Consider the following 24,993-nt stretch of genomic DNA (forward strand, 5'->3'; position numbering starts at 1 on the left):
ATGACGTCAGCCTAAGCGCCGCGCCGGCACCTACACCGCACGAAATTCAGAGCACGGTGAGCGGCAGCGACTTGCGCGGCTGGAACGCGAACGTCGCGCCGCCGCTGACCTTGGCCACCGACACCTCGGAGAATTCCTTGGCGGCCGTGTCGGTTTCGACGACGCGTGCTGTCCAGCTCTGCTGATCGCCAACGACTTCCACGTCGAGGTGGGGGTCCACGGCGGCGACGATGGCCTGTACCGGGCGCTTTTCGCCCGGCGTCACCAGCGACACCCAGGCGCCGTCCTCGTGGGCAGGCGAGCGCCGCACCGATACGACGTCGGGCCCGAACTCGGCATCGACATAGGCGGCGGGGTTCAGCAGCGGATGTAACTGCAGCACCCGGATGGCCCCCTCGATGCCGCCGGGCAGTTGCAGTGCCTGGTGGATACGTTCGGCGCCGAGCCCGGCGACGCCGATGAGCTGCTTGGTGCAGATCTCGGTGGCCAGCGCTTGATCGGTGCCGGCGCGCTTGCCGACGGCGATGACGAACGACAGGTTCAGCAGGTGCATCTGCAGACAGACCTCGTCGGCCATCCGCACCAGCGCCGAGTGGGAGAACGTGGAGAAGTCCAGATCCGTCACCAGCGGGCCCGAGTAGTCCGACTGACCGTCGTCGTCGGGATCGATCGGATCGAGTTCGGTTTGGGCCGCGCGGGTTCGGCGCACCACGTCGAGCACGGGGTGGTCGTCGACGGGCGGGTAGGACTCGTCGATGATCACGCTCCACGCGCAATGCGGTTGCCGGTCGGCGGGTTCGCGCGGCGGACGGTGGATCGGACGGATCTGGGCCTTGCGGTTGGTGGCGACCGCGGTGGCGTCGAAGGTGGGGTCCTCGATGTCGTGGCACATGCCGCGCACGTAGTCCTCACCCATCGGTTCGACGTCGAGCAGCGCCCCGCAGTGGTCCAGCTGGAACTCCCCGTGCCAGCGGTCGTGGACCGTGTAGCGGAAATCCATGAACTGCGGCGGGGCCCCGATGTCGAGCTGCAGGCCCTTGAAGATCGTGATGACGTCGTCACCCTCGTAGCGCAGTGCCTTCTGCATCCGCCTGGTGTAGATCGGGCTGGCGCCCATCCACTCCTCGATCGCGATCTGCAGCATCTCCTCACGACCGAAATTGCTGATACACCAGGCCATCCCGGACCGGTCGATCATCTGGCCCATCAGCAACAGCTCCGGGAGCAGGGTGGCCAGCTGCTCCCGGGACAACTCGGCATACCTACTGGTCATCGAGCGTCTTCCCAGAGTGCATCTTGACTGCCGCGTTCACGTTGGCTCGTCTTTCTGCGGCCGTATCCCGCCCTCCGCCCTTCTTGCGGTTCTTGATGACCTTGCTGACCGCCCCGTCCAACTTCGAGCCCAGCGGGAACCCGAGGTAGTGGGTCAAGAAGACGGCCATCTCCTTGAGTTCGTCCTCGGTCATCTCACCGTTGGCCAGCGCGGCGTTGGCCTGGATCTCGGCGAGTTCGGCGCTGCCGACGGCGGTGACCGCTGTCAGCGTCATGATCCGCTTGTCGCGCATCGACAGGCCGGGACGCGTCCAGATGGTGCCGAAGAGATGGTCCACGGTGAGATCGAAATACGGGTCGCCTTCGATGTTGGGCATCTCCCAGCCGTAGACCTCGTTCATCTTCTCGAGGCCTTTGCGGCGCTGTTCGTCCACGGTGCTACTCCTTTGTGTGCGGTACGCCCAACCCTGCCGCGAGGTTCTTCAACGCGATCTGGGCCAGCGGTAGGTCGACACCGGTGTCCTCGCCGAGCGCGACGGCCAGGCTCAGGTCCTTCTCCCCCAGCCCGCGGGTGTGCAGGAACGGTTCGTAGAGGAAATGGTCGGGTTCAAGCGGTTTCGTGTCGTCGCGGAACATGATCGCACCCGGTCCACCGGTCAGCTTATCGGTGTGGCGCACCACGTTGCCCAGATCCTGCAGGTTCACCCCGGCGGCTTCGGCCAGTCGCTGCGCCTCGCACACCGCGGCATAGCCGACGAAGGTCAGCATGTTGCGGGCGATCTTCATCCGGGTGCCCGCACCGGGTGCGCCGGCGTGGATCACCAACGATGCCCACTGCTTGAACGGTTCGCCCACCAACGCGAACGCCTCGTCGCTGGCACCCACCATGGTCGCCAGCTGACCCTTCTCCGCAGCGCCCGCACCACCGCTGACCGGCGCGTCGGCGATGTGAATGCCTTTGGGCTGCAGCTCCTCTGCGAGCTGCTCAGCGGTTTGCGGGCTGATCGTGGAGTGGATGGCGATGACGGTGCCGGGCTTCGCGTGCGCTGCCAACTCGCCGACGACGGTGCGTACCTGCTCGTCGTTGAGCACCGTCACGCTGATGATGTCCGCACCGGCCACGTCCGCGACGCTGTCGGCAAGCGTCGCACCGACTTCAGCCAGCGGCGTCATCGCCTCGGTGCGCACGTCGTACACCGTCACGCCGCCGGGCCATTGGACCATCCGCTTGGCCATCGGTGCGCCCATGTTTCCGAGCCCGATGTAGCCCAGCTTCGCCTGCTCGCTCATGACCGGATGATCTGTCCGCCGTCGACGTTGAAGATCTGGCCGGTGATCCACTTGGCCTGATCGGAGAGCAGGAACAGGCACATGCCGACCAGGTCGTCGGGCTGACCCATACGCGACAACGGGATTCCCTTCACGATGTCGGCGACCATCTCCTGCGGCGTGGTGGTGCGGTTAGCCTCGGTGTCGATGGGGCCCGGGGCGATCGCGTTGATGCGGATGTTCATACCGCCCAGTTCGCGCGACAGCTGTTGGGTGAGCCCGTTGACGCCGACCTTGGCCAGCCCGTAGAAGTTCGCATACATCCATGCCGCGGTCGAGGACTGGTTGACGATCGCTCCCCCACCGCGTTTGGCCATCTTCTTGTACACCGCGCGGGTACACACCAGCGCGCCGTCGAGGTTCACGCTCATGAACTTCTTGTAGTACTCCCAGTCGACGGTGAGCAGCAGGTCCAGCTTCATCCCACCGAAGATCGCCGCGTTGTTGACCAGGTAGTCGATCCCGCCGAACTCCGCGAGCGTGCGGTCGGCCATGGCTTTGGCCGAGTCGATGTCCGACACGTCAACGGGCACGCTGATCGCGGTGCCCCCGTCGGCGCTGATCTGCTTGGCCACCGCTTCGGCCGCCTCGGCGTTGATGTCGGCCACCACCACCGCGGCACCCTCACGGGCCAGCGCCTCGGCGTAGGCCTGGCCGATCCCGCCACCGGACCCGGTGACGATCGCGACCTTGTTGTCGAACTGCCCCATCGTGTTCCTTCCTCGTTGCCGAATGTGGGGTTGTGTCACGCTTGCGACGTTTTTGCGTGCGGGTAACCCACGTTCGGCCTGAACGCTAAACCGCTGTGGCGATCGCCTTGATTTCCAGGTACTCCTCGAAGCCGGCCAGACCCATCTCCCGGCCGATGCCGGACTGCTTGTATCCGCCGAACGGCATATCGGCCGAGTACCAGACGCCGCCGTTGACGTTGACCGTGCCGACGCGCATCCGTGCCGCAACGCGGTTGGCGCGCTCGATATCCGGGGAGAACACGGTGCCGGACAGACCGTAGGGCGAGTCGTTGGCGATGCGGACGGCGTCGTCGTCGCCGTCGTGGGCGATCACGGTGAGCACCGGGCCGAAGATCTCCTCGCGCGCCACCTTCGCGTTGTTGTCCAACCCTGCGATCACGGTGGGCTCGATGAAGAACCCCTTGTCGCGGTCGGCGGGTCGACCACCGCCGGCGGCGAAGCGGCCACCCTCCTCGACGGCCGAATCCAGATAGCCCTGCACGCGATCGCGCTGGCGCGCCGAGATCAGCGGGCCGCAGATGGTTCCGGCGTCGTCGGGATCACCCGGCTTCAGCCCGGCCATGGTCGCCGCGGCGGCGTCGACGGCCTCGTCGTAGCGGGCGCGGGGCACGAGCAGCCTGGTGGTGATCGCGCAGCCCTGGCCGGCGTGCATCGCCGCGGTGAACGCCGACATCGAGCAGGCGCCGGCCAGATCGGCGTCGTCGAGTACCACGAACGCTGACTTACCGCCGAGTTCCAGGAACACCTTCTTCAGGGTGGCCGAGCCGTCGGCCATCACGGCGCGTCCGGTCAGCGTCGACCCGGTGAACGAAACCATGTCCACCCGTGGGTCTTTGGACAGCAGCGCCCCGACACCGTGATCGCTGGCGGTAACGATGTTGACGACGCCGGCCGGGATGTCGGTGTGCTCGGCGATCAGCTCGCCGAGCACCGCGGCGCACCACGGGGTGTCGGGCGCCGGTTTGAGCACGACGGTGTTTCCGGCCGCCAGCGCCGGCCCGATCTTGGCGAGGTTGATCTGATGCGGGAAGTTCCACGGCGTGATGGCGCCGACGACGCCGACCGGCTCACGGGCGATCCTGCGCTCGGTCTTGATGCCCATCGGGGAGGCGATACCGAGATCGGTTGTCCACTCGTAGTTTTCGGCGGTGTCGGCGCAGAAGCTCAGATCGGCGACGGGGCCTTCGAGTTGCGCGGCGGAGGTCAGCATCCGCGGCGCACCGACCTCGGCGATCGTGATCTCGCGCAGTTCTTCGACGTGCTTGGTCATCGCCTCCTGCAACTGGCGCACGCAGCGCACCCGCAACGCGGTGTTCGTCGACCAGTCGGTGTCGTCGAAGGCGCGACGCGCCGCTTCGATCGCGCGCCCCATATCGTCGGCGCTCGCGTCGGCCGCGACGCCGAGCACTTCCTCGGTGGCCGGGTTGACCGTCGAGAACGTGCCCGCAGCACCCGCGACGAGCTTGCCGTCGATGAACAGTCGACTCTCGCGATTGGCTAGCAGTGCCATCGGCCTCCGATCGAACGGTACTGGACAAGTGTCCGGAATATGTCAGTGGAACCATAGTCGCAGATCATCGAGCCTGGCAAGGGCGACTTGTCTTACCTGCGTGCTTGCCCGAGATCGTGTTCATCCGATAGCTTGGACACGTGTCCAGCGATCCTGCGGTTGCGATCACCAGCCCGCCCACCGAGGCGTCCGGTGAAACGCCGCGCAACCGGCGCCAGGAGGAGACCTTCCGCAAGGTGCTCGCCGCCGGGATGGAGATGCTGCGCGAATCCTCGTACGCCGATCTGACCGTGCGCGCGGTCGCGGCGCGCGCCAAGGTCGCGCCCGCGACGGCCTACACCTACTTCTCGTCCAAGAACCACCTGATCGCGGAGGTCTACCTGGACCTGATGCGTCAGGTGCCGTACTTCACCGACGTAAACGAGAGCCGGCCGGCCCGGGTCGAGAAGACGCTGCGCAGCATGGCGCTGATGATCGCCGACGAACCCGAGTTCGCAGCAGCTTGCACGACGGCGCTGCTGAGCGGCAACGACGCCGCGGTGCGCAGCGTGCGTGAGCGCATCGGCGCGGAGATTCACCGCCGCATCCGCGCGGCCATGGGCCCCGACGCCGATCCGCGCATGTTGTCGGCGTTGGAGATGACGTTCTTCGGCGCGCTGGTCAACGCGGGCAGCGGCGCCTTCACCTATCGCCAGATCGCCGACCGCCTCAGCTACGTGGTCGGCCTGATCCTCGGAGAGGAACAGTGACCGTGCCGACCAGCGACCTGGTGCTGGACCCGTACAACTACGACTTCCACGAAGACCCCTACCCCTACTACAAGCGGCTGCGGGACGAGGCGCCGCTGTACCGCAACGACGAGCTGGGGTTCTGGGCGCTGTCGCGGCACAGCGATGTGCTGCAGGGCTTCCGCAACAGCACGACCCTGTCGAACAAGTACGGCGTGTCACTGGATCCGGCGTCGCGCGGGCCGCATGCGTCGAAGACGATGTCGTTTCTGGCCATGGACGACCCCGCGCACCTGCGGCTGCGCACCCTGGTCTCCAAAGGCTTCACCCCGCGTCGAATCCGCGAGCTGGAGCCTCGGGTCACCGAGATCGCGGTCCGCCATCTCGACGTCATGCTGGAGAAGTCCGGTGCCGGAACGGTCGACTACGTCGACGAGTTCGCGGGCAAGCTGCCGATGGACGTCATCTCCGAGTTGATGGGCGTGCCGGAACCCGACCGAGATCGGGTGCGGGCGTGGGCCGACGGCGTCATGCACCGCGACGAAGGCGTCACCGACGTGCCGCCGGCCGCCGTCGAGGCCTCGATCAACCTCATCGTCTACTACCAGGAGATGGTGGCCGAGCGCCGCAAGAAACCCACCGACGACCTGACCACCGCGCTTCTGGAGGCCGAGATCGACGGTGACCGGCTCACCGACGACGAAGTGCTCGGCTTCATGTTCCTGATGGTCATCGCCGGCAACGAGACCACCACGAAACTGCTTGCCAACGCCGCGTATTGGGGCCACAAGAACCCCGACCAGCTCGTTCCCGTTTATGCCGACCTGGACCGCGTGCCGCTGTGGGTGGAGGAGACGTTGCGCTACGACACCTCCAGCCAGATTCTGGCGCGGACGGTGGTCGGCGACCTCACCCTGTACGACACCAAGATTCCCGACGGCGACGTCGTGTTGCTGTTGCCGGGTTCGGGGCATCGCGACGAGCGGGTGTTCGACGAACCCGACAAGTACGTGATCGGCCGCGACATCGGGGCGAAGCTCCTCAGTTTCGGCAGCGGTGCGCACTTCTGCCTCGGTGCGCACCTGGCCCGGATGGAAGCGCGGGTCGCGCTGACCGAACTGTTCAAACGAATCCGTGGCTACGAGGTCGACGAGGCCAACGCGGTCCGCGTCCACTCGAGCAACGTCCGCGGGTTCGCCCACCTACCCATCACTGTGGAGGTCGCGTAAATGCCGCGCTTTGAACCACTTCCGGATCGTCGTCCCGCCATTGTGGCGGGCGCGTCGTCGGGAATCGGGGAGGCCACCGCACTGCAACTGGCGGCGCACGGGTTCCCCGTGGCCGTCGGGGCACGCCGCGTCGAGAAGCTCGACGAGTTGGTCGCCAAGATCCGCGCTGACGGCGGTGAGGCGGTCGGGTTCCATCTCGACGTCACCGACCCCGACTCGGTCAAATCCTTTGTTTCCCAGTCAGTTGAGGCGCTCGGCGAGATCGAGGTCCTGGTCGCCGGCGCGGGTGACACCTACTTCGGCAAGCTGTACGAGATCAGCACCGACGACTTCGAGTCACAGCTGCAGATCCATCTGGTCGGCGCCAACCGGCTGGCCACCGCGGTCCTGCCGGGGATGATCGAACGTCAGCGCGGCGACCTGATCTTCGTCGGCTCCGACGTCGCGCTGCGTCAGCGCCCCCACATGGGCGCCTACGGCGCGGCGAAGGCCGGTCTGGTGGCGATGGTCAACAACCTGCAGATGGAACTGGAGGGCACCGGCGTGCGCGCGTCGCTGGTGCATCCCGGCCCCACCAAGACCAGCATGGGCTGGAGCCTGCCCGCCGAGAAGATCGGTCCCGCGCTTGAGGATTGGGCGAAGTGGGGACAGGCCCGCCACGACTACTTCCTGCGGGCCTCGGATCTGGCCCGTGCCATCACGTTTGTGGCCGAGACGCCGCGGGGCGGGTTCATCGCGAACATGGAGCTTCAGCCCGAAGCGCCGTTGGCCGACAACACCGACCGTCAGAAGCTCGCACTGGGCGAAGAGGGGATGCCATCATGACGACCGCGATCGTGCCCCGGGTATCCGGCGGCGAAGAGGAACACGGACACCTCGAGGAGTTCCGCACCGACCCGATCGGGTTGATGCAGCGGGTGCGTGACGAATGCGGCGATGTCGGCTGGTTCCAGCTCGTCGACAAGCACGTCATCCTGCTGTCGGGGGCGGAGGCCAACGAGTTCTTCTTCCGTTCTGCCGATGAGGATCTCGATCAGGCCGAGGCGTATCCGTTCATGACGCCGATCTTCGGCAAGGGCGTGGTGTTCGACGCCAGCCCCGAGCGGCGCAAGGAGATGCTGCACAACTCGGCCCTGCGGGGTGAGCAGATGAAGGGCCATGCGGTCACCATCGAGGGCGAAGTGCGCAAGATGATCGCCGGCTGGGGCGATGAAGGCGAGATCGAGTTGCTGGACTTCTTCGCCGAGCTGACCATCTACACCTCGACGGCATGCCTGATCGGGTTGAAGTTCCGCAACGAGCTCGACCACCGCTTCGCCGAGTACTACCACGATCTGGAGCGCGGCACCGACCCGCTGTGCTACGTCGATCCCTACCTGCCGATCGAAAGCTTCCAGCGCCGTGATGAGGCGAGGGTGAAACTCGTTGGGCTGGTTCAGGAGATCATGGATCAGCGGCTGGCCAATCCCCCCAAGGACAAGGCCGACCGCGACATGCTCGACGTGCTGGTGTCGATCAAGGACGAGGACGGCAACGCCCGCTTCTCGGCCGACGAGGTGACCGGGATGTTCATCTCGCTGATGTTCGCCGGGCACCACACCAGTTCGGGCACGTCGGCCTGGACGCTGATCGAGATGATCCGCCACCCCGAAGTATACCGGGAAGTCACCCAGGAGCTCGACGAACTCTACGCCGACGGTCAAGAGGTGAGTTTCCATGCGCTGCGCCAGATCCCGCTGCTGGACAACGTCGTCAAGGAGACGCTGCGGCTGCACCCGCCGCTGATCATTTTGATGCGGGTGGCCCAGGGCGAGTTCGAGGTGGCCGGCTTCCCGATCCACAAGGGTGACTTCGTGGCCGCGTCGCCTGCCATCAGCAACCGGATCCCCGAGGACTTCCCCGAACCGGACGCGTTCAAGCCGGAGCGTTACAACAAGCCCGAGCAGGCCGACATCGTCAACCGCTGGACGTGGATTCCGTTCGGTGCGGGCAGGCACCGCTGCGTCGGCGCGGCGTTCGCGCAGATGCAGATCAAGGCGATCTTCTCGGTTCTGTTGCGCGAGTATGAGTTCGAGATGGCCCAGCCTGCCGACACGTACCGCAACGACCACTCCAAGATGGTCGTGCAGCTGCAGCGCCCCGCCAAGGCCCGCTACCGCAAGCGTCGGGCATAGGCGGCGCAATGGGTTATCGAGTGGAGGTCGACCTGGACCTGTGCCAGGGCCACGCCATGTGCGAACTGGAGGCACCCGACGTCTTCAAAGTGCCCAAACGCGGCAAGGTTGAAATCCTCGACCCCGAGCCGCCCGACGAGGCCCGAGCCCGGGTCGAAGAAGCCGTCATGGCGTGTCCCACCCAAGCTCTGTCCATCAAAGAAACAGGAGACTGACAATGCCGTCATTGCCGCGTGAGCAGCTCGAAGAATGGGTCGAGCGGTGGCTGGAAGCCAACCGCGAGGCCGAACGCAAAGGTGACTGGAAGGGGTTGGCCGACTTCTTCACCGAGGACGCCACCTATGGCTGGAACATCGGACCCAAAGAGGACGTGATGTGCGTCGGCCGCGACGAAATCCGTGACGTCGCACTGGGCCTGGAGATGGAAGGCCTGGAGAACTGGGTCTACGAGTACCAGCGGGTCCTGATCGACGACAAGCTCGGTGAGGTCGTCGGCTTCTGGAAGCAGATCGCGCACAAGTCCGACGGCACCCAGAGCGAGATCTATGGCATCGGCGGCAGCTGGTTCCGGCTGAATGCCGACCTGAAGATCGAATGGCAGCGCGACTTCTTCGACTTCGGCCACGTGGCCAAGGGGTACGCGAAGCTGATCGAGTCCGGCGACCTGTCCGCGGGTATGCAGAAGCGCATCGAGCGGGCGCTGGCCGGGGAGAAACTGCCGGGCTACTACCCGGTAGGACAGGCGCCCGTGCCGCTCTGGTGAACCCGGCCAAGCAGTTGATTGGGGGTGCCTGTGACGCATCTAACTATTAGCTCTAGTCTGTGGTCACACGCTGAAATGGAAGGCATGTAGGAATGAAGACAAAAGGCGCGCTCATCTGGGAGTTCAACCAGCCGTGGTCGATCGAGGAGATCGAGATCGGCGACCCCGTCAAGGATGAAGTCAAGATCCAGATGGAAGCGTCCGGGATGTGCCACTCCGACCACCACCTGGTCACCGGGGGCATCCCGATGGGCGGGTTTCCCGTGCTCGGCGGCCACGAGGGTGCCGGCATCGTCACCGAGGTCGGCCCGGGCGTCGACGACCTCGCCCCCGGCGATCACGTGGTGTTGTCGTTCATTCCCTCCTGTGGCAGCTGTCCGTCGTGTCAGGCCGGGATGCGCAACCTGTGCGACCTCGGTGCGGGCCTGCTCAACGGCGCGGCGGTGTCCGACAACACGTTCCGGATCACGGCCAAGGGCCAGAACGTCTTCCCGATGACCCTGCTGGGCACCTTCTCGCCGTACATGGTCGTGCACAAGTCCTCGGTCGTGAAGATCGACCCGTCGATCCCGTTCGAGGTGGCCTGCCTGGTCGGTTGCGGCGTCACCACCGGGTACGGTTCGGCCACCCGCACCGCCGACATCCGGCCCGGCCAGGACGTCGCGGTCGTCGGCGTCGGCGGGGTGGGTATGTCGGCACTGCAGGGCGCGGTCGCCGCGGGCGCCCGCTACATCTTCGTGATCGAGCCGGTCGAGTGGAAGCGCGATCAAGCGCTGAAATTCGGTGCGACGCACGTCTATCCGGATATCGAGGCCGCGATGATGGGCATGGCCGAGGTCACCATGGGCCTGATGGCACACAAGGTGATCGTGACGGTCGGTGAACTGCACGGAGCCGACATCGACAACTACATGAACATCACCGCCAAGGGCGGCACCTGTGTGGCCACCGCGATCGGCAGCCTGCTGGACACCGAGGTCACGCTGAACCTGGCGATGCTCACGCTGATGCAGAAGAACCTGCAGGGCACGATCTTCGGCGGCGGCAACCCGCACTACGACATTCCGCAGCTGCTGTCGATGTACAAGGCAGGCAAGCTCAACCTCGACGATATGATCACGCGCCAGTACAAGCTGGAGCAGATCAACGAGGGTTACCAGGACATGTTGGAGGGCCGCAACATCCGCGGCGTCATCCGCTACACCGACGACGACAGGTGACCGGCATGACCGAAACCGTCGCGCAGACACCGGCTTTGGCCGCATCGCAGGGTTCGTGGCGCTGCGTGCATGCCCATGACAAAGAGGGCTGGCTGGCCCTGATGGCCGACGACGTCGTCATCGAGGACCCGATCGGTCAGGCCATCACCAACCCCGACGGCAACGGCGTGCGCGGTAAGGAGGCAGTCGCGGCGTTCTTCGACGCCAACATCGCCACCAACGATCTTCGCATCACCTGCGAGGAAACGTTCCCGTCGAGCTCACCAACCGAGATCGCCCATATCCTGGTGCTGCGCAGCAAGTTCGAGAACGGTATGACCAGCACGGTGCGCGGCGTGTTCACCTACCAGGTCAACGATGCCGGTCTGCTGACCAACCTGCGCGGTTACTGGAACATGGACGCGATGCAGTTCGGTCAGGCGGGCGAAGGCAATTAGCGCCCCGTTGACCGGCCGCGGTGCTGTGGTCGTCGGCGGCTCGCGCGGCGTCGGGCTCGCGGTGGCTGAACTGCTCGCCCGACAGGGCGCAGGTGTGGTGGTCAACGGTCGCGATGCCGACGCGGTATCCGAAGCGACCCAACGTATCCCGAATGGAGTGGGGCACGCAGGATCTCCCGCCGAACCAGAGCTTGCCGACGCGTTGATCGACAAGTGCGTCGGCGAGTTCGGCCGCATCGACATCCTCGTCAACTGTGCGGGCACCGCGGGCTTGGCCGCCGAGTCGATTCTCAACGTCACCAGCGCACAGTTTCGCGATCTGCTCGACGCGCATCTCGGCACGGTGTTCGAGACGTGCCGCGCCGCAGCGCCGCAGATGGTGGCCCAGGGCGGCGGGTCGATCGTCAACACCAGTTCGTTCGCCTTCCTCGGGGACTACGGCGGCACCGGCTATCCAGCGGGCAAGGGCGGCGTCAACGCGTTGACGATGGCGCTGGCGGCCGAACTGAAGGAGCACGGGGTGCGCGCGAACGTGGTCTGCCCCGGCGCCAAGACCAGGTTGTCGACCGGCCGGGAGTACGAGGCCCACATCGAGGCGCTGAACCGGCGCGGCATGCTGGACGACGTCAGCACGCAGGCCGCGCTCGACGCCCCGCCACCGGAGTACGTCGCCCCCACCTATGCCTATTTAGCCGGCGACCTGGCCAAGGACGTGACCGGCGAGATCTTCATCGCCGCAGGCGGTTTCGTCGGCCGCTTCGACCGGCCGGCGCCGACCCTTCTGGCCTTCCGCGACCATAAGGGCTCACCGCCGTGGACGGTCGACGAGATCCACGAAGCCGTCCACGCGCGCTGAGGCCTGTCTTACGGCGCCGTGCTCACTATGCTCGAAGGCATGGCAACAGTCTTCAGCAAGATCATCAACGGGGAACTGCCCGGCAGGTTCGTGTACGAAGACGACGAGATCGTCGCGTTTCTGACGATCGAACCGATGACGCAGGGCCACACGTTGGTGGTGCCTCGGGCCGAGATCGACCACTGGCAGGAGATCGAACCGGCGGTTTTCGGGCGGGTCATGGAGGTCTCGCAGCTGATCGGCAAGGCGGTGTGCAAGGCGTTCGGTGCCGAGCGGGCCGGGGTGATCATCGCCGGGCTCGAAGTGCCGCATCTGCACGTGCACGTGTTTCCGGCCTACAACCTGACCGATTTCGGCTTCGCGCACGTCGACCGCAACCCGTCACCGGAGTCACTCGACGAGGCACAGGCCAAGATCAAGGCAGCGCTGGCCGAATTATCCTGAAGGCCAACTTTATTCGGATGCGCCGTCCGCGATACGCGGCAGCGCGACCCGGAACCGGGAGCCTTCTCCGGTCGCGGTCGTGACGGTGACCGTGCCGCCATGTGCACGTACCAGCGAGTCCACGATCGACAAGCCAAGCCCCGTGCCGCCGCTGGCCCTTGCCCGTGACGAATCGGCGCGATAGAACCGCTCGAAAACGCGATGCGCGTCCTCGGCGCTCATCCCCGGGCCCTCGTCGCAGACCTCGAGCACCGCGCTGTTCCCCTCGGTTCCCACCCGCACCGTGACGCCCGCGGTGGCAGGCGTGTGTTGCAGCGCATTGGCCACCAGGTTGCTGATCACCTGGCGCAGCCGAGCCTCGTCGCCGAGCACTTCGGGAGTGCCGGGGCCGTCGAACACCTCGATCGCGATATCGCGCTGCGCGGCGATGGACCGAGCGTCGTGCACGGCGTCGGTGGCCAGCGCCAGCAGGTCGACGCGGTGCCGGTCCAACGGGCGTTGCGCGTCGAGCCGGGCGAGCAACAACAGATCCTCGACGAGCAGGCCCATCCGGCTCGACTCGCTTTCGATGCGGCCCATCAGCATCTCGACGTCACGGGCGGCGCCCTGACGGTACAACTCGGCGAAACCGCGGATGGTGGTCAGCGGGGTGCGCAGCTCATGGCTGGCATCGGTGATGAAGCGCCGCATCCGTTCCTCGGAGCTTCGCGCGTGTTCGGCCGACGCTTCCGAAGCCGCCATCGCGCGTTGGATCTGAGTGAGCATCCCGTTGAGCGCCAACGAAAGCCGGCCGACCTCGGTGCGCGGGTCGCGTTCGGGGATGCGGCGGTCGAACTGCCCGGCCGCGATCGCCGCGGCGGTCTGCTCCACCTCGACCAGCGGGCGCAGGCTGCGGTGCACGACGGCGTAGCCCACGACGCCCAATACCAGCAGCACCGCGACACCGATGCCGACCTGTGCGTACACCAGGGCGCGCACAGTCGCCTGTACCTCGGACAGGTCGATCGCGACCGTGATCAGCTCCCCGCCGGGGCCGCGCACCGTCGTCGCCCGCCACCGCACGTCGGCGTTGTCGACCGAGCCGATGGTGACCGGAACGGGCCCGACGTCGTTGTCGTCGGGCAGGGCCGGTTCGGCCTCCCGGTCGTTGACCGCCCGCCAGACATGGCCGTCGGGGTCGACGCCGCGCACATAGAAGTTCGACGGCGGACGGGCCGGGTTGGGATCCTCCGTCGGCTCCGCCGGCGCCTCGCGAGGAACCTGGGCCCAGCTGCCGGAGGCGTCGAGCAGTTCCTGGTCCACCCGGCTGCTCAGGCTGTGCCGCAGGATCGAGGTCACCGCGATGCCGGAGGCGAGCAGCCCGAACGCCACCAATACGAGGGTGGCGGCCACCAACCCGATCCGCAGCGGCACGCCTGTGCGCACTACCGGGGTTCTCGAAGCACGTAGCCGACACCGCGCAGGGTGTGCAGCAGACGCTTGTCGCCGGTGTCGATCTTGCGGCGCAGATAGGAAACATAGGACTCGACGACGTTGACGTCACCGCCGAAGTCGTAGCGCCAGACGTGGTCGAGGATCTTCGGCTTGGACAGCACCGTGCCGGCGTTGATCATGAAGTAGCGCAGCAGCGTGAACTCCGTCGGCGACAGCGAGACCGGCTCACCGGCCTTCCACACCTCGTGGGTGTCCTCGTCGAGTTCGATATCGGCGAACGACAGCCGCGAGTTGCGGGTCTCCTCGACGCCGCGACCGGTTCGGCGCAGGATCACCCGCAGCCGCGCGACCACTTCCTCGAGGCTGAACGGTTTGGTGACGTAGTCGTCGCCGCCGAGGGTGAGGCCGGCGATCTTGTCCTGTAGCGAGTCGCGGGCCGTCAGGAACAGCGCGGGCGCGTCGATGCCGTCGGCGCGCAGCCGTCGCAGCAGCCCGAACCCGTCCATGCCGGGCATCATCACGTCGAGGATGACAGCGTCGGGCCGCACCTCGCGGGCGGTGTCCATCGCGGCGGGGCCGTTGCACGCGGTGTGGACCTCGAAGCCCTGAAACTTCAGGCTCACGGAGAGAAGTTCGACGATATTGGCCTCGTCGTCGACGACGAGAACCTTGGCGTCCGGGGTGCTCTCTGATGCTGCAGACCTACCCATACCGCCACTGTCGGCGCCTAGCTTGGAATCAACCTGCACATACGCTGTGAACTTCCTGTGAGTTTGGTGTTGCCGAGTCCATAGACTGGTGCGATGAACCTCGGCAAAGCCGTGACGGACCTGGCGACCGCCCCGGTACGGGTCGGCCTGGCCATGGCCGACGCAGGCATTTCCATGGCCAGCGGTGCGCTCGGCATGGCGCAGCGATCACTCGGTGAAGCGAACACGGCGGGGCGCAACGCCTCGGTGGCGCACATGCTGGGTCTCGATGATGCGGTGGAGCGGGCGAACCGACTGGCCAGGCTGATGGACGACGATGCGCCGCTGGGTCGTGCGTTGCGGCCCAACGGCCCCATCGACCGGCTGCTGCGGCCGGGCGGGCTGGTCGATCAGCTGACCGAGGAGGACGGCCTGCTGGACCGGCTGACCGCGGAGAACGGTCCGATGTACCGGGCCTTGGCTCCCGGCGGACTGGTGGACCAGATCGCCTCCGAAGACGGCCTGATCGACCGGATGACCGCCGACGACGGCGCATTTTCTCGCGTCATCGCGCCGGGCGGGCTGGCCGATCAGCTGCTGGCCAACGACGGCCTGATCGAGCGGGTGCTGCGCGAGGACGGGGTGGCCGACCGGCTACTCGCCGAGGACGGGCTGCTCGACACGTTGACCGATCCCGACGGGCCGCTGCTGAAGCTCGCCGACGTCGCCGACACGCTGAATCGGCTGGCACCCGGGCTGGAGGCGCTGGCGCCGACGATCGACGCGCTGCACGACGCCGTCGTCACGCTGTCGCAGGTGGTCAACCCGCTGAGCAACATCGCCGACCGGATCCCGATACCCGGGCGCCGGCCGCGGGCCCGTACGACGTCGCGGACCGTGACGTCACAGCGCATCATCGAGGCCGAGGAGTGACCAGATAAACTCGCACCCCGCAGGCCTCCTTAGCTCAGTTGGTAGAGCGTTCGCCTTGTAAGCGGAATGTCATCGGTTCGATTCCGATAGGAGGCTCCAATGCTGGAGCAGACTGCTTGTCGGTGGGTGGTCGTAGCTTCCTAGCATGAGACAGTGTCGCGGCTGCGGTTCAACCCTTTCGAAGCGCAGCCAGAAGGTCTATTGCAGCAACGCGTGCCAGCAATCGGCGCGCCGGGACACCAGTACGAAGCGGTGGCTGGAATCCGGGGAAGCGCGGCTCAGCAGCCTACCGGGCCACTACATCCGGGACTATATCGCCGAAGCGCAGTCGGACTGCTGCGCGATCTGTGGCGGACCCAACCAGTGGCACGATCTGCCGCTCGCATTTGTGCTGGATCACATCGACGGGAACCCGACCAACAATCGGCGCGAAAACCTGCGCCTAGTCTGTCCCAACTGTGACTCGCAGCTCCCGACCTACAAAAACCGCAACCGCGGCAAGGGCCGTCACTACCGCCGACAGCGATACGCCGACGGCCAGTCGTACTGAACCTGTGAGAGTCAGCGAGTATCGAGGAGCCGCTGTCCCAGGTATTCGCCGTCCGCTACCCCCGGCAGGATCGCGAACACCGCGGACCCGATCGTGGTGATCCATTCGTTGAGCGCATCGGCGTCGGCCAGGCGCTGCTGTACCGGCACGAACTGGGTGACCGGATCGCGTTGGTAGGTGGCGAAGATCAGGCCGCTGTCGGTGGTCTGCCCGCTGGGCGGCGGGTCGTCGTAGTTGTAGGGCCGACGCAGGAACTGCTCATCCTCGGTGTGGTGCCTGGCCAACGCGATGTGGGAGTTGGGCGGTATCACCGGGATGCCGTGAACCGCAGCGCTGAAGTCGGGTTCGTCGAACTCGTGCTGTCCGGTCAGCGGCGCGCCGCTGTCGAGCCGCCGCCCAACCGCGAGTTCCTTGGCCTCCCGGTCGATTTGGTCCCAGGTGTCCATCTCCGCGCGGATTCTTCGCACCACCGCGATCGTGCCGCCGGCGAACCACGGTTGCTCAGCGCCGCGGTCCCACACGTGCCGGTCGAATGCCGCGGCGTCGGTGAGGTTCACCGTTCCGTCGATCTGTCCCATCAGGTTGCGCATCGTCGCGCCCGACGCATCCGATCCGCGTGCGTCCCGGAACCCGCGCTGTTGCCAACGCTGTGTCGTCATGGTGCGCACGTTCTTCAGCAGGACGCGGCTGGCATGAGCGACGACGACGGGGTCGTCGGCGCAGATCTGCAGCAGCAGATCGCCACCGCACCAGCGGGTGTCGAGTCGATCGGTGCGAAACCCCGGTAGCTCAGCCGCCGACTCTGGTCGCCGATGGGCCAATCCGATGCGGTCGAACAGCGCAGGGCCGACGCCGACGGTGACGGTGAGCCGTGCTGGCCGGTGGGCGAGTTCGGGTTCGGTGTCGGCGAGTGCCGGCTGGCCCTGGGTCAGCCGGGAGGCGTCCGCAGTCCACAGCCGCAGGATCGCCGCCAGGGTGTCACGCGGTGTGCGCCCAGTCTGGGGTGTCAGATCGAGCGCGATGAACAGCGCATGCGCCTGCGGTGGTGTGGCGATACCTCCTTGATGTACACCGTGGAACGGTTCGACCTCGGCGCCGAAACCGCTTGGGACCGCGGCTGGTTGGCCTCTTGCACACTGGGTGAGCGCGGCGCTGGCGGCTAACGCGGCGGCACTTCCGGTGAGGAGGCGCCGCCTGTTGACCGTGAACCGACCGCGCGGGACCTGCTCAACCATGGTCGTGCGCGGGCGCGTAGTCCTCGTCAGCGCCAGCGAAATCGCGGATTTGCGCGGTTATGGGTAACGTCGAACCGTCCTCGAACACCACGGTCACCTCGACGTCGGCGCCGGGATGCAACGGCTCGCGCAGATCCATCAGCATCAGGTGATCGCCACCGGGCACCAAGTCGCGGGTGCCGCCCGCGGGAACGACGAACCCGCCGTCCTTCTCGCGCATCGTTTTCGCACCGGTGGCGTCGGCCGTCACCTCGTGAAGTTCGACACGGGCGGCGGCGGGCGAATCGCCGGCGACGATGTGCGCGTCGTGGTGGCCGGTATTGGTGAACGTGCCGAAGACCGCCGCCATCCCCGCGTCGGCCGCGCTCGCCCACTGGTCGGCGATGGTCACCACCTCCGCTATCGGCGGCTCGTCATGTGTCTGCGACGTGCAACTCGAGACCAACAATGCGACGGCGCCCAGCGCCGCGATACCTGGACTACGCATCCGAGTACTCCTTCTCTGTTTCTTTGTCTGCGGCGATTCGCCGCTGTTTGACCACGCCGATGACCAGATCGACGACCACGAAAGCCGCCAGGCTCAAGCCGAACAGCGGCAGGAACCATCCGACTACACCTGCCGCGACGATCACCGCGACGATCGCCGTCGGCGGCAAGCTGCGGAGGACTCCGCGCAGCGGCGGACGCCCGACTGCCCACGACGACCCGCGGGTCGGACGGCGTTGCCACCACATCTGGTAGCCGCGGACGATGATCGTGATGAGCCCGATCGCGGTGAGCGCCAACAGGATCTGGTTAGGCAACCCGAACAAGATGCCCATGTGCGTGTCGATGGCCCAGCGGGTGAGCTTGGCCAAGATCGGCCAGTCCGCGAAGTTCACCCGGTCGGTGACGGCACCGCTGCCCGGATCGACGGAGATGACGTCATGCCGGGTCGGCCAGTCACGCTTGTTCTCCTCGACGCGCCACCCCTGCCCGGGTTCGGCCGGTGGATACAACCACATCGGCCCTTCCAGCCCCGCGTGCTCGGCGGCGCGCAACGCGGTGTCGGCCCCGGAGAGCAATGGGTCGCCGCCACCCGAGTGGCCCCCGTGGTGGGGTGCACCCGGGCCGATGCGCTGACCGAGCGTGGTGTCCACGGTGGGCGCCGTGGTGTTCAGCTTCTGCTGGATGAGGTCGACGGATTGTCCGCCGTGACGCGACCAGGTGATGCCGGTGACCGACAGCCCCAGCAGCGCAACGACGATCCACACGCCGACCGCACCGTGCCACGACAGCGTTCGACGCCGACCCTTCGTGTGACGGTCGGGCAGTGCCAGCCGGTGCAGCTTACGGGTGTCCCGGCGGTGCAGATACCAAAGCATCAGCCCGGCAAGCGAAATCACCCACAGCCAGCTCGCGGCGAGCTCGCTGTAGTTTCGTCCGATCGCGTCAAGGTGCAGTGTGCGGTGCAGCTCGTCGAACCACGCCCGCAGCGGCATCCACTGCCCGTAGGTAGTCAGCGCGCCGCGCATGTCCCCGGTGTAGGGGTCGACGAACACGGTGCGCGCATAGTCGGCAGGCACGTCGTCGACCAACAGCCTGACCTGCGTGGTCTCGTCGGCGCCGGTTGGCGGCCGAATGCTTTCGACGGTTCCGGCGGGACGCGATGTGCGCACGGCAGCGATCTGGTCGGCCAACGGGAGGCGCTGCTCGCCGACACGGTCAACGGTCAGCTCGTGGCGATACACCGCGTTGTCGATCTGCGGGATGACCGCGTAGAGCAGGCCCGTGACGGCGGCGATCAGAAGAAACGGACCGACGAACACGCCCGCATAGAAGTGCAGGCGCATGAGCAGGGCTCGCAGCCCGCGGGATGTCTCGGGGGTTGTTGTCATAGACGGGAAGGGCTTTCGGAAGTAGGGTGCGCGCCCCGACACCACGGACGGTGCAGCGCAGAATTTCGCCGCTCATGCGGCGTGCTGAACGGCCATCAGCGCGATGGCGACAGGAACGAAAGGTGCGAAACTAGCCGGCCGGCGCAGGCGGGGCACGCATGCCCAACCCCGCATGCAGCAGGACAGCCTGCGCGACAACGTCGTTGGGGGTCCAATGCCGAAGACGCGACGTCGCACGGACCGCGCCGAGGATGAACAGCCGCAGCCAGCACAGCACCGATTCGCATACGCCGTAGAGGTACTCCACGGCCGCGATGGCCGCACCGAGCACGACCGCCGCGACCGCATGGGCGACCGCCATCGACGGGGACATCCCAAACCCGCCGAGACCATGGCTGTGGCCGCCGAACAACGCCAGGGCCCAGTGGCCCAGGAGCTGGGTGCCGCCCAATGCGGCGATGACACCGAGAAGACGGCCGTAGGCGCCGCCAGTCGCCGGGATGCCGACCGCAGCACCCGCGGTGGCACAGAGCAACAGGACGATCATCAGCGCAGCCCCGTGCGGAAGCCGGTCGTCGACGGCGGTGTGCGCGCCCACGGTGAGCAACGCCGAGCACCCGCCGACCAGACCGCCGCGCAACCAGCGCGCACGTACCTTCGGGGTGCTCATGCGCCGAACCTTACCGCGTCGCTACTACAGCACCTAGTAGACAGGTGGTCGTCCGTTCACACCGGACATCACTTTTGCGATAACCCAGTGCACGCTGTAGTTCGACCAGAGTCAATTTGCGTTTTCAACCAACTGTTAGGGGTTGTTCGTTTGCTGGCAAACGGCGGTGCGGACATTGATCTGCCGTCGCCGGGCGACATGACTACGCAAATCTTCGCTGCGATCGACGCGCGCGTCAATTATTTGCGACAAACCCCTCCTTGGTGGGCGCCATAGGGGTATTTTGCCCATTGACTGCAATCGCACCCGCCATAAGGGAAATTGCAAACGCAGCCAGCGCTTCGATTGACAACGAGGGGTGTAGCGCTGGCGTGTCGGTCCGCTCTTTCCTGTTATGGCTGCGCTGCGGAAACGCTGCAAGGGGGGCACGAAATGTCGGCCGAGGTCGCATTCGTGGACGAATACGATCGCACCAGCGCCGCTGAGGAGATCGTCGTGTTCGAATTGGACGGCGTACGGTACGAGATCTATCTCTCGCGAGAGAATGCAAAGAAGCTCCGCGACACTTTCGCTTCATGGATAGGTTCGGCCCGCCAAACAGCAATCCGTCAGCGCACCCACCTCTTCAGCACAAAGCTGGATTCCGCCGAGGCGGCAGCGATGCGTCGCGCGGCAGTTCGACAGTGGGCCTGGATGTACGGTCATGGCGTTGCAGTCCACGGTCGAATACCGCGCGACGTCCTCAAGGCCTACGAGGCTGCCCACGGTAGAAAAGTGCAGCAGGACTAGCTGGCGTCGTCGGCTTCAGGCCCGAGTCGGCTCACCACGAAAGCTGCACCATCCCCGACCATTCCGTTGACGCCGTAGACGTTGTGTGCGAAAGACGGTCCGCCGACGGGCGCGCCATTACAGATGGTGTCGTCCGGTGCGCACAGCTCAAGGGTTTTGTCCACGTAAGACGGGCCGATCACGACCGGCGGGGCGCCGATGTCCTGCATAAACCGATCCGACGGCATGCCGATCAGCACCACTGCGGCGACGTGCTCGGCGATCTCCTCGGGCATGGGCTCCGGAACGAACTCGCGGTACTCGGCCGGAATCTGCTCGGGTATCTCAGCGGCGGTGACGTAACCGGCAACGACCGCGCCCTGCGAGAAGCCGCCGAGAACCACCTTGGTATCCGGACAGTTGGCGGCAGTCTCCTGAACCTTCAGCGCCGCATCGCGAATGCCGTCGATCACCGTGCGGGCAAATTGAATTCGATCACCGAACGCACCGCTCGCCAGATAGTTGACCGGGTACACGTTCATGGTCCTGGGGCCCAGTTGGGTGCGCAGGCTGTCGACGAACGCCTGCCCGATACCGCCGACACCGGGCGGCTCACCGGTGCCCCGCGCGAAGACCAACTCCACATCCGGGCACGGGGGCGGAGCAGGCGCTGGAACCGGGGGCGGGGCCGGTTGTCCTGCGGCGAACGGGACGGGTCCTGCGAGCAGGGCAGCGGACGTCACCGCCGCAACGGCCAGCAGTCGAGCGATTCGCCGAGCGTTCATATTCAACTCCTACACGTCAATGCGTCAAATCGAAGTGCGACGGCCGTCGCCCGGTGACCCAATACCCCTGCGTTTGCTGGTCTAACCGCGGCGATGGGCGTAATTTACCCGGCTTCATCCGGCGGGGCAGGTTCACTGACCTTCACCAGCATCTTGCCGATGTTCGCGCCGGTGAACAGGCCGTTCAACGCGTCGACACAGGACTCGATGCCCTCGAAGATCGTCTGACGGTGCACCAGGCGACCCTCCTGCGCCCACCTGCGAAGCGGGCCGAACGCCTCCTCGAAGCGGCCCCATTCGTCGAGCGCATTGAATCCCTGCATGGTCGCCGTTTTCGACAGCAGGTTCACGTAGTTGGCCGGCCCAGGGTGCTCACCGGTCAGGTAGCTCGAGATGACGCCGCACAGCACGACGCGGGCCTTGGGCGCCAAGCGGCCAAGCACCGCATCCAGAATCGGGCCGCCGACGTTGTCGAAGTAGACGTCGACCCCCTTCGGGCAGTGCTGCTTGAGCGCTGCTTTGAGATTGTCTTCGCGGTAGTCGATGCACGCGTCGAAGCCGAAATCCGCCACCACCGCACGGCACTTCTCCGGCCCACCCGCGATGCCGACCACGCGCGCACCGGCGATCTTGGCGATCTGCCCCGCGACAGACCCGGTCGCCCCGGCGGCGGCAGACACCACCACCGTCTCCCCCGGCTGCGGCTTGCCGATGTCGTTCATGCCGAAATACGCTGTGGCGCCGGTCGGCCCGTACACGCTCATGACGGCGAGCTGGTCGACCGCCGGCCCAGGCACCGGCGTCGTGAACACGTCGTCGCGGCTGATCACATACTCCTGGAACCCCGTCAGCGTGGTGACGACATCGCCGACGGCGTAGGCGTCGCAGCGCGAGGCCACCACCTCGCCGATCCCGGCCGCCCGGATGACCTCCCCGAGCTGCACCGGCGGCAGATAGCCCGGCTGATCGTTGAGCCACGTGCGCGCCGCGGCGTCGATGCCGATATAGGTGGTGCGCACCAGCGCTTCACCCTCGGCAGGTTGCGGCGCAGGCGTGCTGATCAATTCAGTGTCATCGGGTTGCACCAGGCCGCTGGGCCGGCGTCGCAACACGATCTGGCGATTCATCAACTCGGCCACGCCCGCGAAACTACCGGCTTCCATCGGAATTGGTGGGAACCGGCCCGCGGCCGAGCCGAAAAGGACCCGTTACGCCCGTCGCACACCGAGATCGCTGTCGGTCCGCGAAAGCCTCGCGTTGTCGGGACCGACGACTACCGGCGGCACGGCGAGGTACACATGCAGTCCGGCGAAGACGGCTCCTGCAAGAGGCGGTATGGCCACCGCCGCGAGACCGGCGATGAACAGCATCATCGAGATGGCGAAAAGCACCTGGGAAGCGAAGACCCATGCAAACCGATGGGGCATACCGCGAATGTCGCTGCGCACCGCCTGAGTTCGCCACTCCCGAATGAAGTCGGTGTAGTCGAGCAGCTCACTCTCCTGCAGGGCATCTGAGGCGGCCCCACACCACTCGATGTAGCCGAGCGCCCGTTTGCGATACGCGGCCAAATCCTCGGCGCTGCCGCGGAATCGGCGACGCACGAGCCATTCGGTGGCGATGGCCGCGTCGCGGCGCAGAAGATCCTGCAACTCCGCGCAGGTAACGTTCGTGCCGCGGAGCTTGTGGCGGTTGGTGGGAGGGATCGCGCCGACGTTCACGCCGAGTCGACATCCCAAAGGAGGTCCGGGCACCGGTCGCGCTCGAACTCACTCGACAGATGGTTCAGCCGATCGGCTTCGTTGCACGCATCGGCAAGCGTCCAGATGAGCTTGTGCACATCAGCGAGATCGAGCTCCACCTGCTCGTGGCCGATCCGGATCTGTCGGGCGATGACGGCGCCGCTTCCGTCCTGCAGACCGACGATCTGGACGGGTACCTGTTCGCCCCGGCGTGTGCCGAGGAAATGCCGTGCGATGTGACCGTCGCGGTTCTCCCATGGGCCGACACCGGTCGCGTCGATGGGGGGCGGCACGCTGAATTCATCCGAGTGCATCAGGAATGGCTCCGTTCTAGCCCGAAAACGAAAACAGCAACGCCGTGAGATGTTGCCCGGTCGGCAGCTGCCGATGCTTGTCGTCCGGTGCTATCCGCCAAAGCAACTCCCCTGGTCGTGACTACGGCAGAAGGTACCGAAAAACCGCAGGCCATCGCCCCTTTTAAGGGTGCGGTTGACGGATTCGTCAGCGATGCAGCGACTCGGGCAATTCACCGGTTGTGTGAAACTGCTGGGCAGTCGATTGCACCCGGTGGCCCGCAAAATAACGGCAGCGTCAGACAGTTTCAAGCCGAAACTACTGCCAGGAAGCTCCTGAAATGCGGCGGTTACAGCGCCGCGCCACCTCAATGGCCATGACTTTGCCCTCGGGCAAAGATAACCGCAATACCAACAGGCTAATTGCGGGCGGCCTTAGCGCGCGTGCCGTGGTCGCGCAACGGGGTGCCGATTCGACGGCAACTGTCTCCGAAGCTCGTCATCTGTTGGCGGGTCAGCGGTTTCAGGTACAGGGCGCGAACGCAGTCGGCGTACGTCGCGAGGGCCGGTTGCAGCCTCACGCGTCCCGCGCGGGTGATGCTGGCGAGGACGACGCGCCGATCATGCTGGCTCTTGCACCGACGTACGAGTTCTTGAGCCTCCAGTCGACGTATCTGCTGACTGACCCGGCTGGGTATCACGGCAAGCACGTCGGCGATCTCGCCCATCCGCGCGGAACCGTCGGTCGAGTTGGCGAGGTACCGCAACAACATGACATCCCAAAGGGTGAGCCCGTGCGCCGCGACGAGTTGACGGTTCAGCGCCGCACAGAGGGCGGTAGCGGTTTCGCTGAAGTCCTGCCAGGCCCTGTACTCGATCCCCTCGAGTCCCGGCAGATACCCGGTCGGCGGTTCGGTGCTGGCGCCGTCGGCAGCGGGCAATGGCACGGACGCCGATCGCTCGTCGTCGGAACCTTGGACGGCAATTCCAGCAATTGTCATCGATCCCCCGATCCACGTAATTCCAAGCACTGGGCAAAGCCGGTCAAGCTGTCTGAACCGGCCGTTCCGACAAGGCGGCAGAACCCCCTCCCGGATCACAATGCGCCAACGCGTCAGCTTCCACTCATCGCTGATACTGTAACGCGTTCTACACCGTCCTGTAAGTTGGCTGTAGATTTACTCCCTGGCCTAAGTTCCCAGTGAAGCAGGCCTGAATATCCACTTAGATATTTGCTGTAATCGTATCGAAGCGGTCTGCGAATCCTCACCCGACGCACCATTGGCGGGTATGCTCGGAGTCG

29 protein-coding genes and 1 tRNA gene are annotated in these 24,993 nt (G+C 66.0%); 14 read left to right on the forward strand and 16 right to left on the reverse strand.

Annotated features, from left to right (window positions below; all coding sequences use genetic code 11):
• Positions 1–46: 46 nt before the first annotated feature.
• From ABQE93_RS12745 to ABQE93_RS12765, 5 genes are all read right to left on the reverse strand, one after another.
• A complete protein-coding gene (locus tag ABQE93_RS12745; RefSeq protein WP_448407498.1) occupies positions 47–1,273 on the reverse strand; it encodes a hypothetical protein in 1,227 nt (408 codons plus the stop codon).
• Positions 1,263–1,706 carry a carboxymuconolactone decarboxylase family protein gene (locus ABQE93_RS12750; RefSeq protein WP_448407496.1) on the reverse strand — a complete coding sequence of 148 codons (444 nt, stop codon included), beginning with the start codon at positions 1,704–1,706 and terminating at the stop codon, positions 1,263–1,265. The genes ABQE93_RS12745 and ABQE93_RS12750 overlap by 11 nt, the downstream gene beginning before the upstream one ends.
• Before the next feature lie 4 nt (positions 1,707–1,710).
• Entirely contained in the window at positions 1,711–2,562 is an 852-nt protein-coding gene (locus tag ABQE93_RS12755) for an NAD(P)-dependent oxidoreductase (protein WP_448407494.1), read from the reverse strand.
• On the reverse strand, positions 2,559–3,311 hold the full coding sequence (locus ABQE93_RS12760) for an SDR family oxidoreductase (RefSeq protein WP_448407492.1): 753 nt from the start codon (positions 3,309–3,311) through the stop codon (positions 2,559–2,561). The genes ABQE93_RS12755 and ABQE93_RS12760 overlap by 4 nt, the downstream gene beginning before the upstream one ends.
• Before the next feature lie 85 nt (positions 3,312–3,396).
• Positions 3,397–4,863, reverse strand: a complete 1,467-nt coding sequence (locus ABQE93_RS12765) for an aldehyde dehydrogenase (RefSeq protein WP_448407491.1) — start codon at positions 4,861–4,863, stop codon at positions 3,397–3,399.
• Between the two features lie 140 nt (positions 4,864–5,003).
• Between ABQE93_RS12765 and ABQE93_RS12770 the strand changes: the two genes are divergently transcribed.
• From ABQE93_RS12770 to ABQE93_RS12815, 10 genes are all read left to right on the forward strand, one after another.
• Positions 5,004–5,612: a TetR/AcrR family transcriptional regulator gene (locus ABQE93_RS12770; RefSeq protein WP_448407489.1), complete on the forward strand. Its 609-nt coding sequence runs from the start codon at positions 5,004–5,006 to the stop codon at positions 5,610–5,612.
• Entirely contained in the window at positions 5,609–6,820 is a 1,212-nt protein-coding gene (locus ABQE93_RS12775) for a cytochrome P450 (RefSeq protein ID WP_448407487.1), read from the forward strand. Before ABQE93_RS12770 ends, ABQE93_RS12775 begins: the two co-directional genes overlap by 4 nt.
• Complete coding sequence (locus ABQE93_RS12780) at positions 6,821–7,645, forward strand: SDR family oxidoreductase (protein WP_448407486.1); 825 nt, start codon at positions 6,821–6,823, stop codon at positions 7,643–7,645. It abuts the gene before it with no gap.
• Positions 7,642–8,994, forward strand: a complete 1,353-nt coding sequence (locus tag ABQE93_RS12785; protein ID WP_448407484.1) for a lanosterol 14-alpha demethylase — start codon at positions 7,642–7,644, stop codon at positions 8,992–8,994. Before ABQE93_RS12780 ends, ABQE93_RS12785 begins: the two co-directional genes overlap by 4 nt.
• An 8-nt stretch (positions 8,995–9,002) precedes the next feature.
• Positions 9,003–9,209, forward strand: a complete 207-nt coding sequence (locus tag ABQE93_RS12790) for a ferredoxin Fdx (RefSeq protein WP_448407482.1) — start codon at positions 9,003–9,005, stop codon at positions 9,207–9,209.
• A 2-nt stretch (positions 9,210–9,211) separates the two neighbouring features.
• A complete protein-coding gene (locus tag ABQE93_RS12795; RefSeq protein WP_448407481.1) occupies positions 9,212–9,757 on the forward strand; it encodes a nuclear transport factor 2 family protein in 546 nt (181 codons plus the stop codon).
• Between the two features lie 92 nt (positions 9,758–9,849).
• Entirely contained in the window at positions 9,850–10,977 is a 1,128-nt protein-coding gene (locus ABQE93_RS12800) for an NDMA-dependent alcohol dehydrogenase (RefSeq protein ID WP_448407480.1), read from the forward strand.
• Positions 10,978–10,982: 5 nt separating this feature from the next.
• The gene (locus ABQE93_RS12805; protein ID WP_448407478.1) at positions 10,983–11,414 is read left to right on the forward strand and encodes a nuclear transport factor 2 family protein; all 432 of its coding nucleotides are present in this window, start codon (positions 10,983–10,985) and stop codon (positions 11,412–11,414) included.
• 25 nt (positions 11,415–11,439) lie between these two features.
• Positions 11,440–12,270: an SDR family NAD(P)-dependent oxidoreductase gene (locus ABQE93_RS12810; RefSeq protein WP_448408032.1), complete on the forward strand. Its 831-nt coding sequence runs from the start codon at positions 11,440–11,442 to the stop codon at positions 12,268–12,270.
• A gap of 39 nt (positions 12,271–12,309) precedes the next feature.
• Entirely contained in the window at positions 12,310–12,714 is a 405-nt protein-coding gene (locus ABQE93_RS12815; protein ID WP_448407477.1) for an HIT family protein, read from the forward strand.
• 9 nt (positions 12,715–12,723) lie between these two features.
• On the opposite strand, the gene ABQE93_RS12820 is transcribed toward ABQE93_RS12815, so the two are convergent.
• Positions 12,724–14,139 carry a sensor histidine kinase gene (locus ABQE93_RS12820; RefSeq protein ID WP_448407476.1) on the reverse strand — a complete coding sequence of 472 codons (1,416 nt, stop codon included), beginning with the start codon at positions 14,137–14,139 and terminating at the stop codon, positions 12,724–12,726.
• Positions 14,139–14,858 (reverse strand): response regulator transcription factor, encoded by a 720-nt coding sequence (locus ABQE93_RS12825; protein ID WP_448407474.1) that lies wholly within the window; start codon positions 14,856–14,858, stop codon positions 14,139–14,141. Before ABQE93_RS12825 ends, ABQE93_RS12820 begins: the two co-directional genes overlap by 1 nt.
• A gap of 93 nt (positions 14,859–14,951) precedes the next feature.
• Here ABQE93_RS12825 and ABQE93_RS12830 point away from each other — a divergent pair, with 93 nt between their 5' ends.
• The 3 genes from ABQE93_RS12830 (at position 14,952) to ABQE93_RS12840 (ending at position 16,320) form a co-directional block, all read left to right on the forward strand.
• Positions 14,952–15,770 (forward strand): hypothetical protein, encoded by an 819-nt coding sequence (locus ABQE93_RS12830; protein ID WP_448407472.1) that lies wholly within the window; start codon positions 14,952–14,954, stop codon positions 15,768–15,770.
• 23 nt (positions 15,771–15,793) lie between these two features.
• Positions 15,794–15,869 (forward strand) — tRNA-Thr (locus ABQE93_RS12835).
• A gap of 46 nt (positions 15,870–15,915) precedes the next feature.
• Positions 15,916–16,320 (forward strand): HNH endonuclease, encoded by a 405-nt coding sequence (locus ABQE93_RS12840; RefSeq protein ID WP_448407470.1) that lies wholly within the window; start codon positions 15,916–15,918, stop codon positions 16,318–16,320.
• Between the two features lie 11 nt (positions 16,321–16,331).
• On the opposite strand, the gene ABQE93_RS12845 is transcribed toward ABQE93_RS12840, so the two are convergent.
• The 4 genes from ABQE93_RS12845 to ABQE93_RS12860 form a co-directional block, all read right to left on the reverse strand.
• The gene (locus tag ABQE93_RS12845; protein ID WP_448407468.1) at positions 16,332–17,555 is read right to left on the reverse strand and encodes a Dyp-type peroxidase; all 1,224 of its coding nucleotides are present in this window, start codon (positions 17,553–17,555) and stop codon (positions 16,332–16,334) included.
• Positions 17,548–18,042 (reverse strand): copper chaperone PCu(A)C, encoded by a 495-nt coding sequence (locus tag ABQE93_RS12850; RefSeq protein WP_448407466.1) that lies wholly within the window; start codon positions 18,040–18,042, stop codon positions 17,548–17,550. The genes ABQE93_RS12845 and ABQE93_RS12850 overlap by 8 nt, the downstream gene beginning before the upstream one ends.
• The gene (locus tag ABQE93_RS12855; RefSeq protein ID WP_448407465.1) at positions 18,035–19,432 is read right to left on the reverse strand and encodes a PepSY-associated TM helix domain-containing protein; all 1,398 of its coding nucleotides are present in this window, start codon (positions 19,430–19,432) and stop codon (positions 18,035–18,037) included. The genes ABQE93_RS12850 and ABQE93_RS12855 overlap by 8 nt, the downstream gene beginning before the upstream one ends.
• A gap of 130 nt (positions 19,433–19,562) precedes the next feature.
• Positions 19,563–20,102 (reverse strand): hypothetical protein, encoded by a 540-nt coding sequence (locus tag ABQE93_RS12860; RefSeq protein WP_448407463.1) that lies wholly within the window; start codon positions 20,100–20,102, stop codon positions 19,563–19,565.
• A 453-nt stretch (positions 20,103–20,555) separates the two neighbouring features.
• Here ABQE93_RS12860 and ABQE93_RS12865 point away from each other — a divergent pair, with 453 nt between their 5' ends.
• Positions 20,556–20,891 carry an Lsr2 dimerization domain-containing protein gene (locus ABQE93_RS12865; protein ID WP_448412389.1) on the forward strand — a complete coding sequence of 112 codons (336 nt, stop codon included), beginning with the start codon at positions 20,556–20,558 and terminating at the stop codon, positions 20,889–20,891.
• Here ABQE93_RS12865 and ABQE93_RS12870 read toward each other — a convergent pair.
• The 5 genes from ABQE93_RS12870 to ABQE93_RS12890 form a co-directional block, all read right to left on the reverse strand.
• Positions 20,888–21,655 carry a cutinase family protein gene (locus ABQE93_RS12870; RefSeq protein WP_448407460.1) on the reverse strand — a complete coding sequence of 256 codons (768 nt, stop codon included), beginning with the start codon at positions 21,653–21,655 and terminating at the stop codon, positions 20,888–20,890. The two genes, ABQE93_RS12865 and ABQE93_RS12870, sit on opposite strands and share 4 nt — an antisense overlap.
• A gap of 104 nt (positions 21,656–21,759) precedes the next feature.
• Entirely contained in the window at positions 21,760–22,794 is a 1,035-nt protein-coding gene (locus ABQE93_RS12875; RefSeq protein ID WP_448407459.1) for an NADP-dependent oxidoreductase, read from the reverse strand.
• Between the two features lie 69 nt (positions 22,795–22,863).
• On the reverse strand, positions 22,864–23,376 hold the full coding sequence (locus ABQE93_RS12880; protein WP_448407458.1) for a hypothetical protein: 513 nt from the start codon (positions 23,374–23,376) through the stop codon (positions 22,864–22,866).
• Positions 23,373–23,711 (reverse strand): hypothetical protein, encoded by a 339-nt coding sequence (locus ABQE93_RS12885; protein ID WP_448412387.1) that lies wholly within the window; start codon positions 23,709–23,711, stop codon positions 23,373–23,375. The genes ABQE93_RS12880 and ABQE93_RS12885 overlap by 4 nt, the downstream gene beginning before the upstream one ends.
• 398 nt (positions 23,712–24,109) lie before the next feature.
• Positions 24,110–24,691, reverse strand: coding sequence for a MarR family winged helix-turn-helix transcriptional regulator (locus tag ABQE93_RS12890; protein WP_448412385.1), 582 nt, complete (start codon positions 24,689–24,691; stop codon positions 24,110–24,112).
• Positions 24,692–24,993 lie beyond the last annotated feature (302 nt).

Source organism: Mycolicibacterium sp. XJ662 (genome assembly GCF_053484035.1).

What these genes read in the sequence shown, in the direction of transcription:
- ABQE93_RS12860 (WP_448407463.1), bottom strand. Translation starts at nt 20,102, where the DNA reads ATGAGCACCCCGAAGGTACGTGCGCGCTGGTTGCGCGGCGGTCTGGTC.
- ABQE93_RS12800 (WP_448407480.1), top strand. Translation starts at nt 9,850, where the DNA reads ATGAAGACAAAAGGCGCGCTCATCTGGGAGTTCAACCAGCCGTGGTCG.
- ABQE93_RS12805 (WP_448407478.1), top strand. Translation starts at nt 10,983, where the DNA reads ATGACCGAAACCGTCGCGCAGACACCGGCTTTGGCCGCATCGCAGGGT.
- ABQE93_RS12790 (WP_448407482.1), top strand. Translation starts at nt 9,003, where the DNA reads ATGGGTTATCGAGTGGAGGTCGACCTGGACCTGTGCCAGGGCCACGCC.
- ABQE93_RS12795 (WP_448407481.1), top strand. Translation starts at nt 9,212, where the DNA reads ATGCCGTCATTGCCGCGTGAGCAGCTCGAAGAATGGGTCGAGCGGTGG.
- ABQE93_RS12755 (WP_448407494.1), bottom strand. Translation starts at nt 2,562, where the DNA reads ATGAGCGAGCAGGCGAAGCTGGGCTACATCGGGCTCGGAAACATGGGC.
- ABQE93_RS12890 (WP_448412385.1), bottom strand. Translation starts at nt 24,691, where the DNA reads ATGACAATTGCTGGAATTGCCGTCCAAGGTTCCGACGACGAGCGATCG.
- ABQE93_RS12845 (WP_448407468.1), bottom strand. Translation starts at nt 17,555, where the DNA reads ATGGTTGAGCAGGTCCCGCGCGGTCGGTTCACGGTCAACAGGCGGCGC.
- ABQE93_RS12785 (WP_448407484.1), top strand. Translation starts at nt 7,642, where the DNA reads ATGACGACCGCGATCGTGCCCCGGGTATCCGGCGGCGAAGAGGAACAC.
- ABQE93_RS12850 (WP_448407466.1), bottom strand. Translation starts at nt 18,042, where the DNA reads ATGCGTAGTCCAGGTATCGCGGCGCTGGGCGCCGTCGCATTGTTGGTC.
- ABQE93_RS12840 (WP_448407470.1), top strand. Translation starts at nt 15,916, where the DNA reads ATGAGACAGTGTCGCGGCTGCGGTTCAACCCTTTCGAAGCGCAGCCAG.
- ABQE93_RS12885 (WP_448412387.1), bottom strand. Translation starts at nt 23,711, where the DNA reads ATGCACTCGGATGAATTCAGCGTGCCGCCCCCCATCGACGCGACCGGT.
- ABQE93_RS12855 (WP_448407465.1), bottom strand. Translation starts at nt 19,432, where the DNA reads ATGACAACAACCCCCGAGACATCCCGCGGGCTGCGAGCCCTGCTCATG.
- ABQE93_RS12780 (WP_448407486.1), top strand. Translation starts at nt 6,821, where the DNA reads ATGCCGCGCTTTGAACCACTTCCGGATCGTCGTCCCGCCATTGTGGCG.
- ABQE93_RS12815 (WP_448407477.1), top strand. Translation starts at nt 12,310, where the DNA reads ATGGCAACAGTCTTCAGCAAGATCATCAACGGGGAACTGCCCGGCAGG.
- ABQE93_RS12870 (WP_448407460.1), bottom strand. Translation starts at nt 21,655, where the DNA reads ATGAACGCTCGGCGAATCGCTCGACTGCTGGCCGTTGCGGCGGTGACG.
- ABQE93_RS12760 (WP_448407492.1), bottom strand. Translation starts at nt 3,311, where the DNA reads ATGGGGCAGTTCGACAACAAGGTCGCGATCGTCACCGGGTCCGGTGGC.
- ABQE93_RS12745 (WP_448407498.1), bottom strand. Translation starts at nt 1,273, where the DNA reads ATGACCAGTAGGTATGCCGAGTTGTCCCGGGAGCAGCTGGCCACCCTG.
- ABQE93_RS12825 (WP_448407474.1), bottom strand. Translation starts at nt 14,858, where the DNA reads ATGGGTAGGTCTGCAGCATCAGAGAGCACCCCGGACGCCAAGGTTCTC.
- ABQE93_RS12765 (WP_448407491.1), bottom strand. Translation starts at nt 4,863, where the DNA reads ATGGCACTGCTAGCCAATCGCGAGAGTCGACTGTTCATCGACGGCAAG.
- ABQE93_RS12830 (WP_448407472.1), top strand. Translation starts at nt 14,952, where the DNA reads ATGAACCTCGGCAAAGCCGTGACGGACCTGGCGACCGCCCCGGTACGG.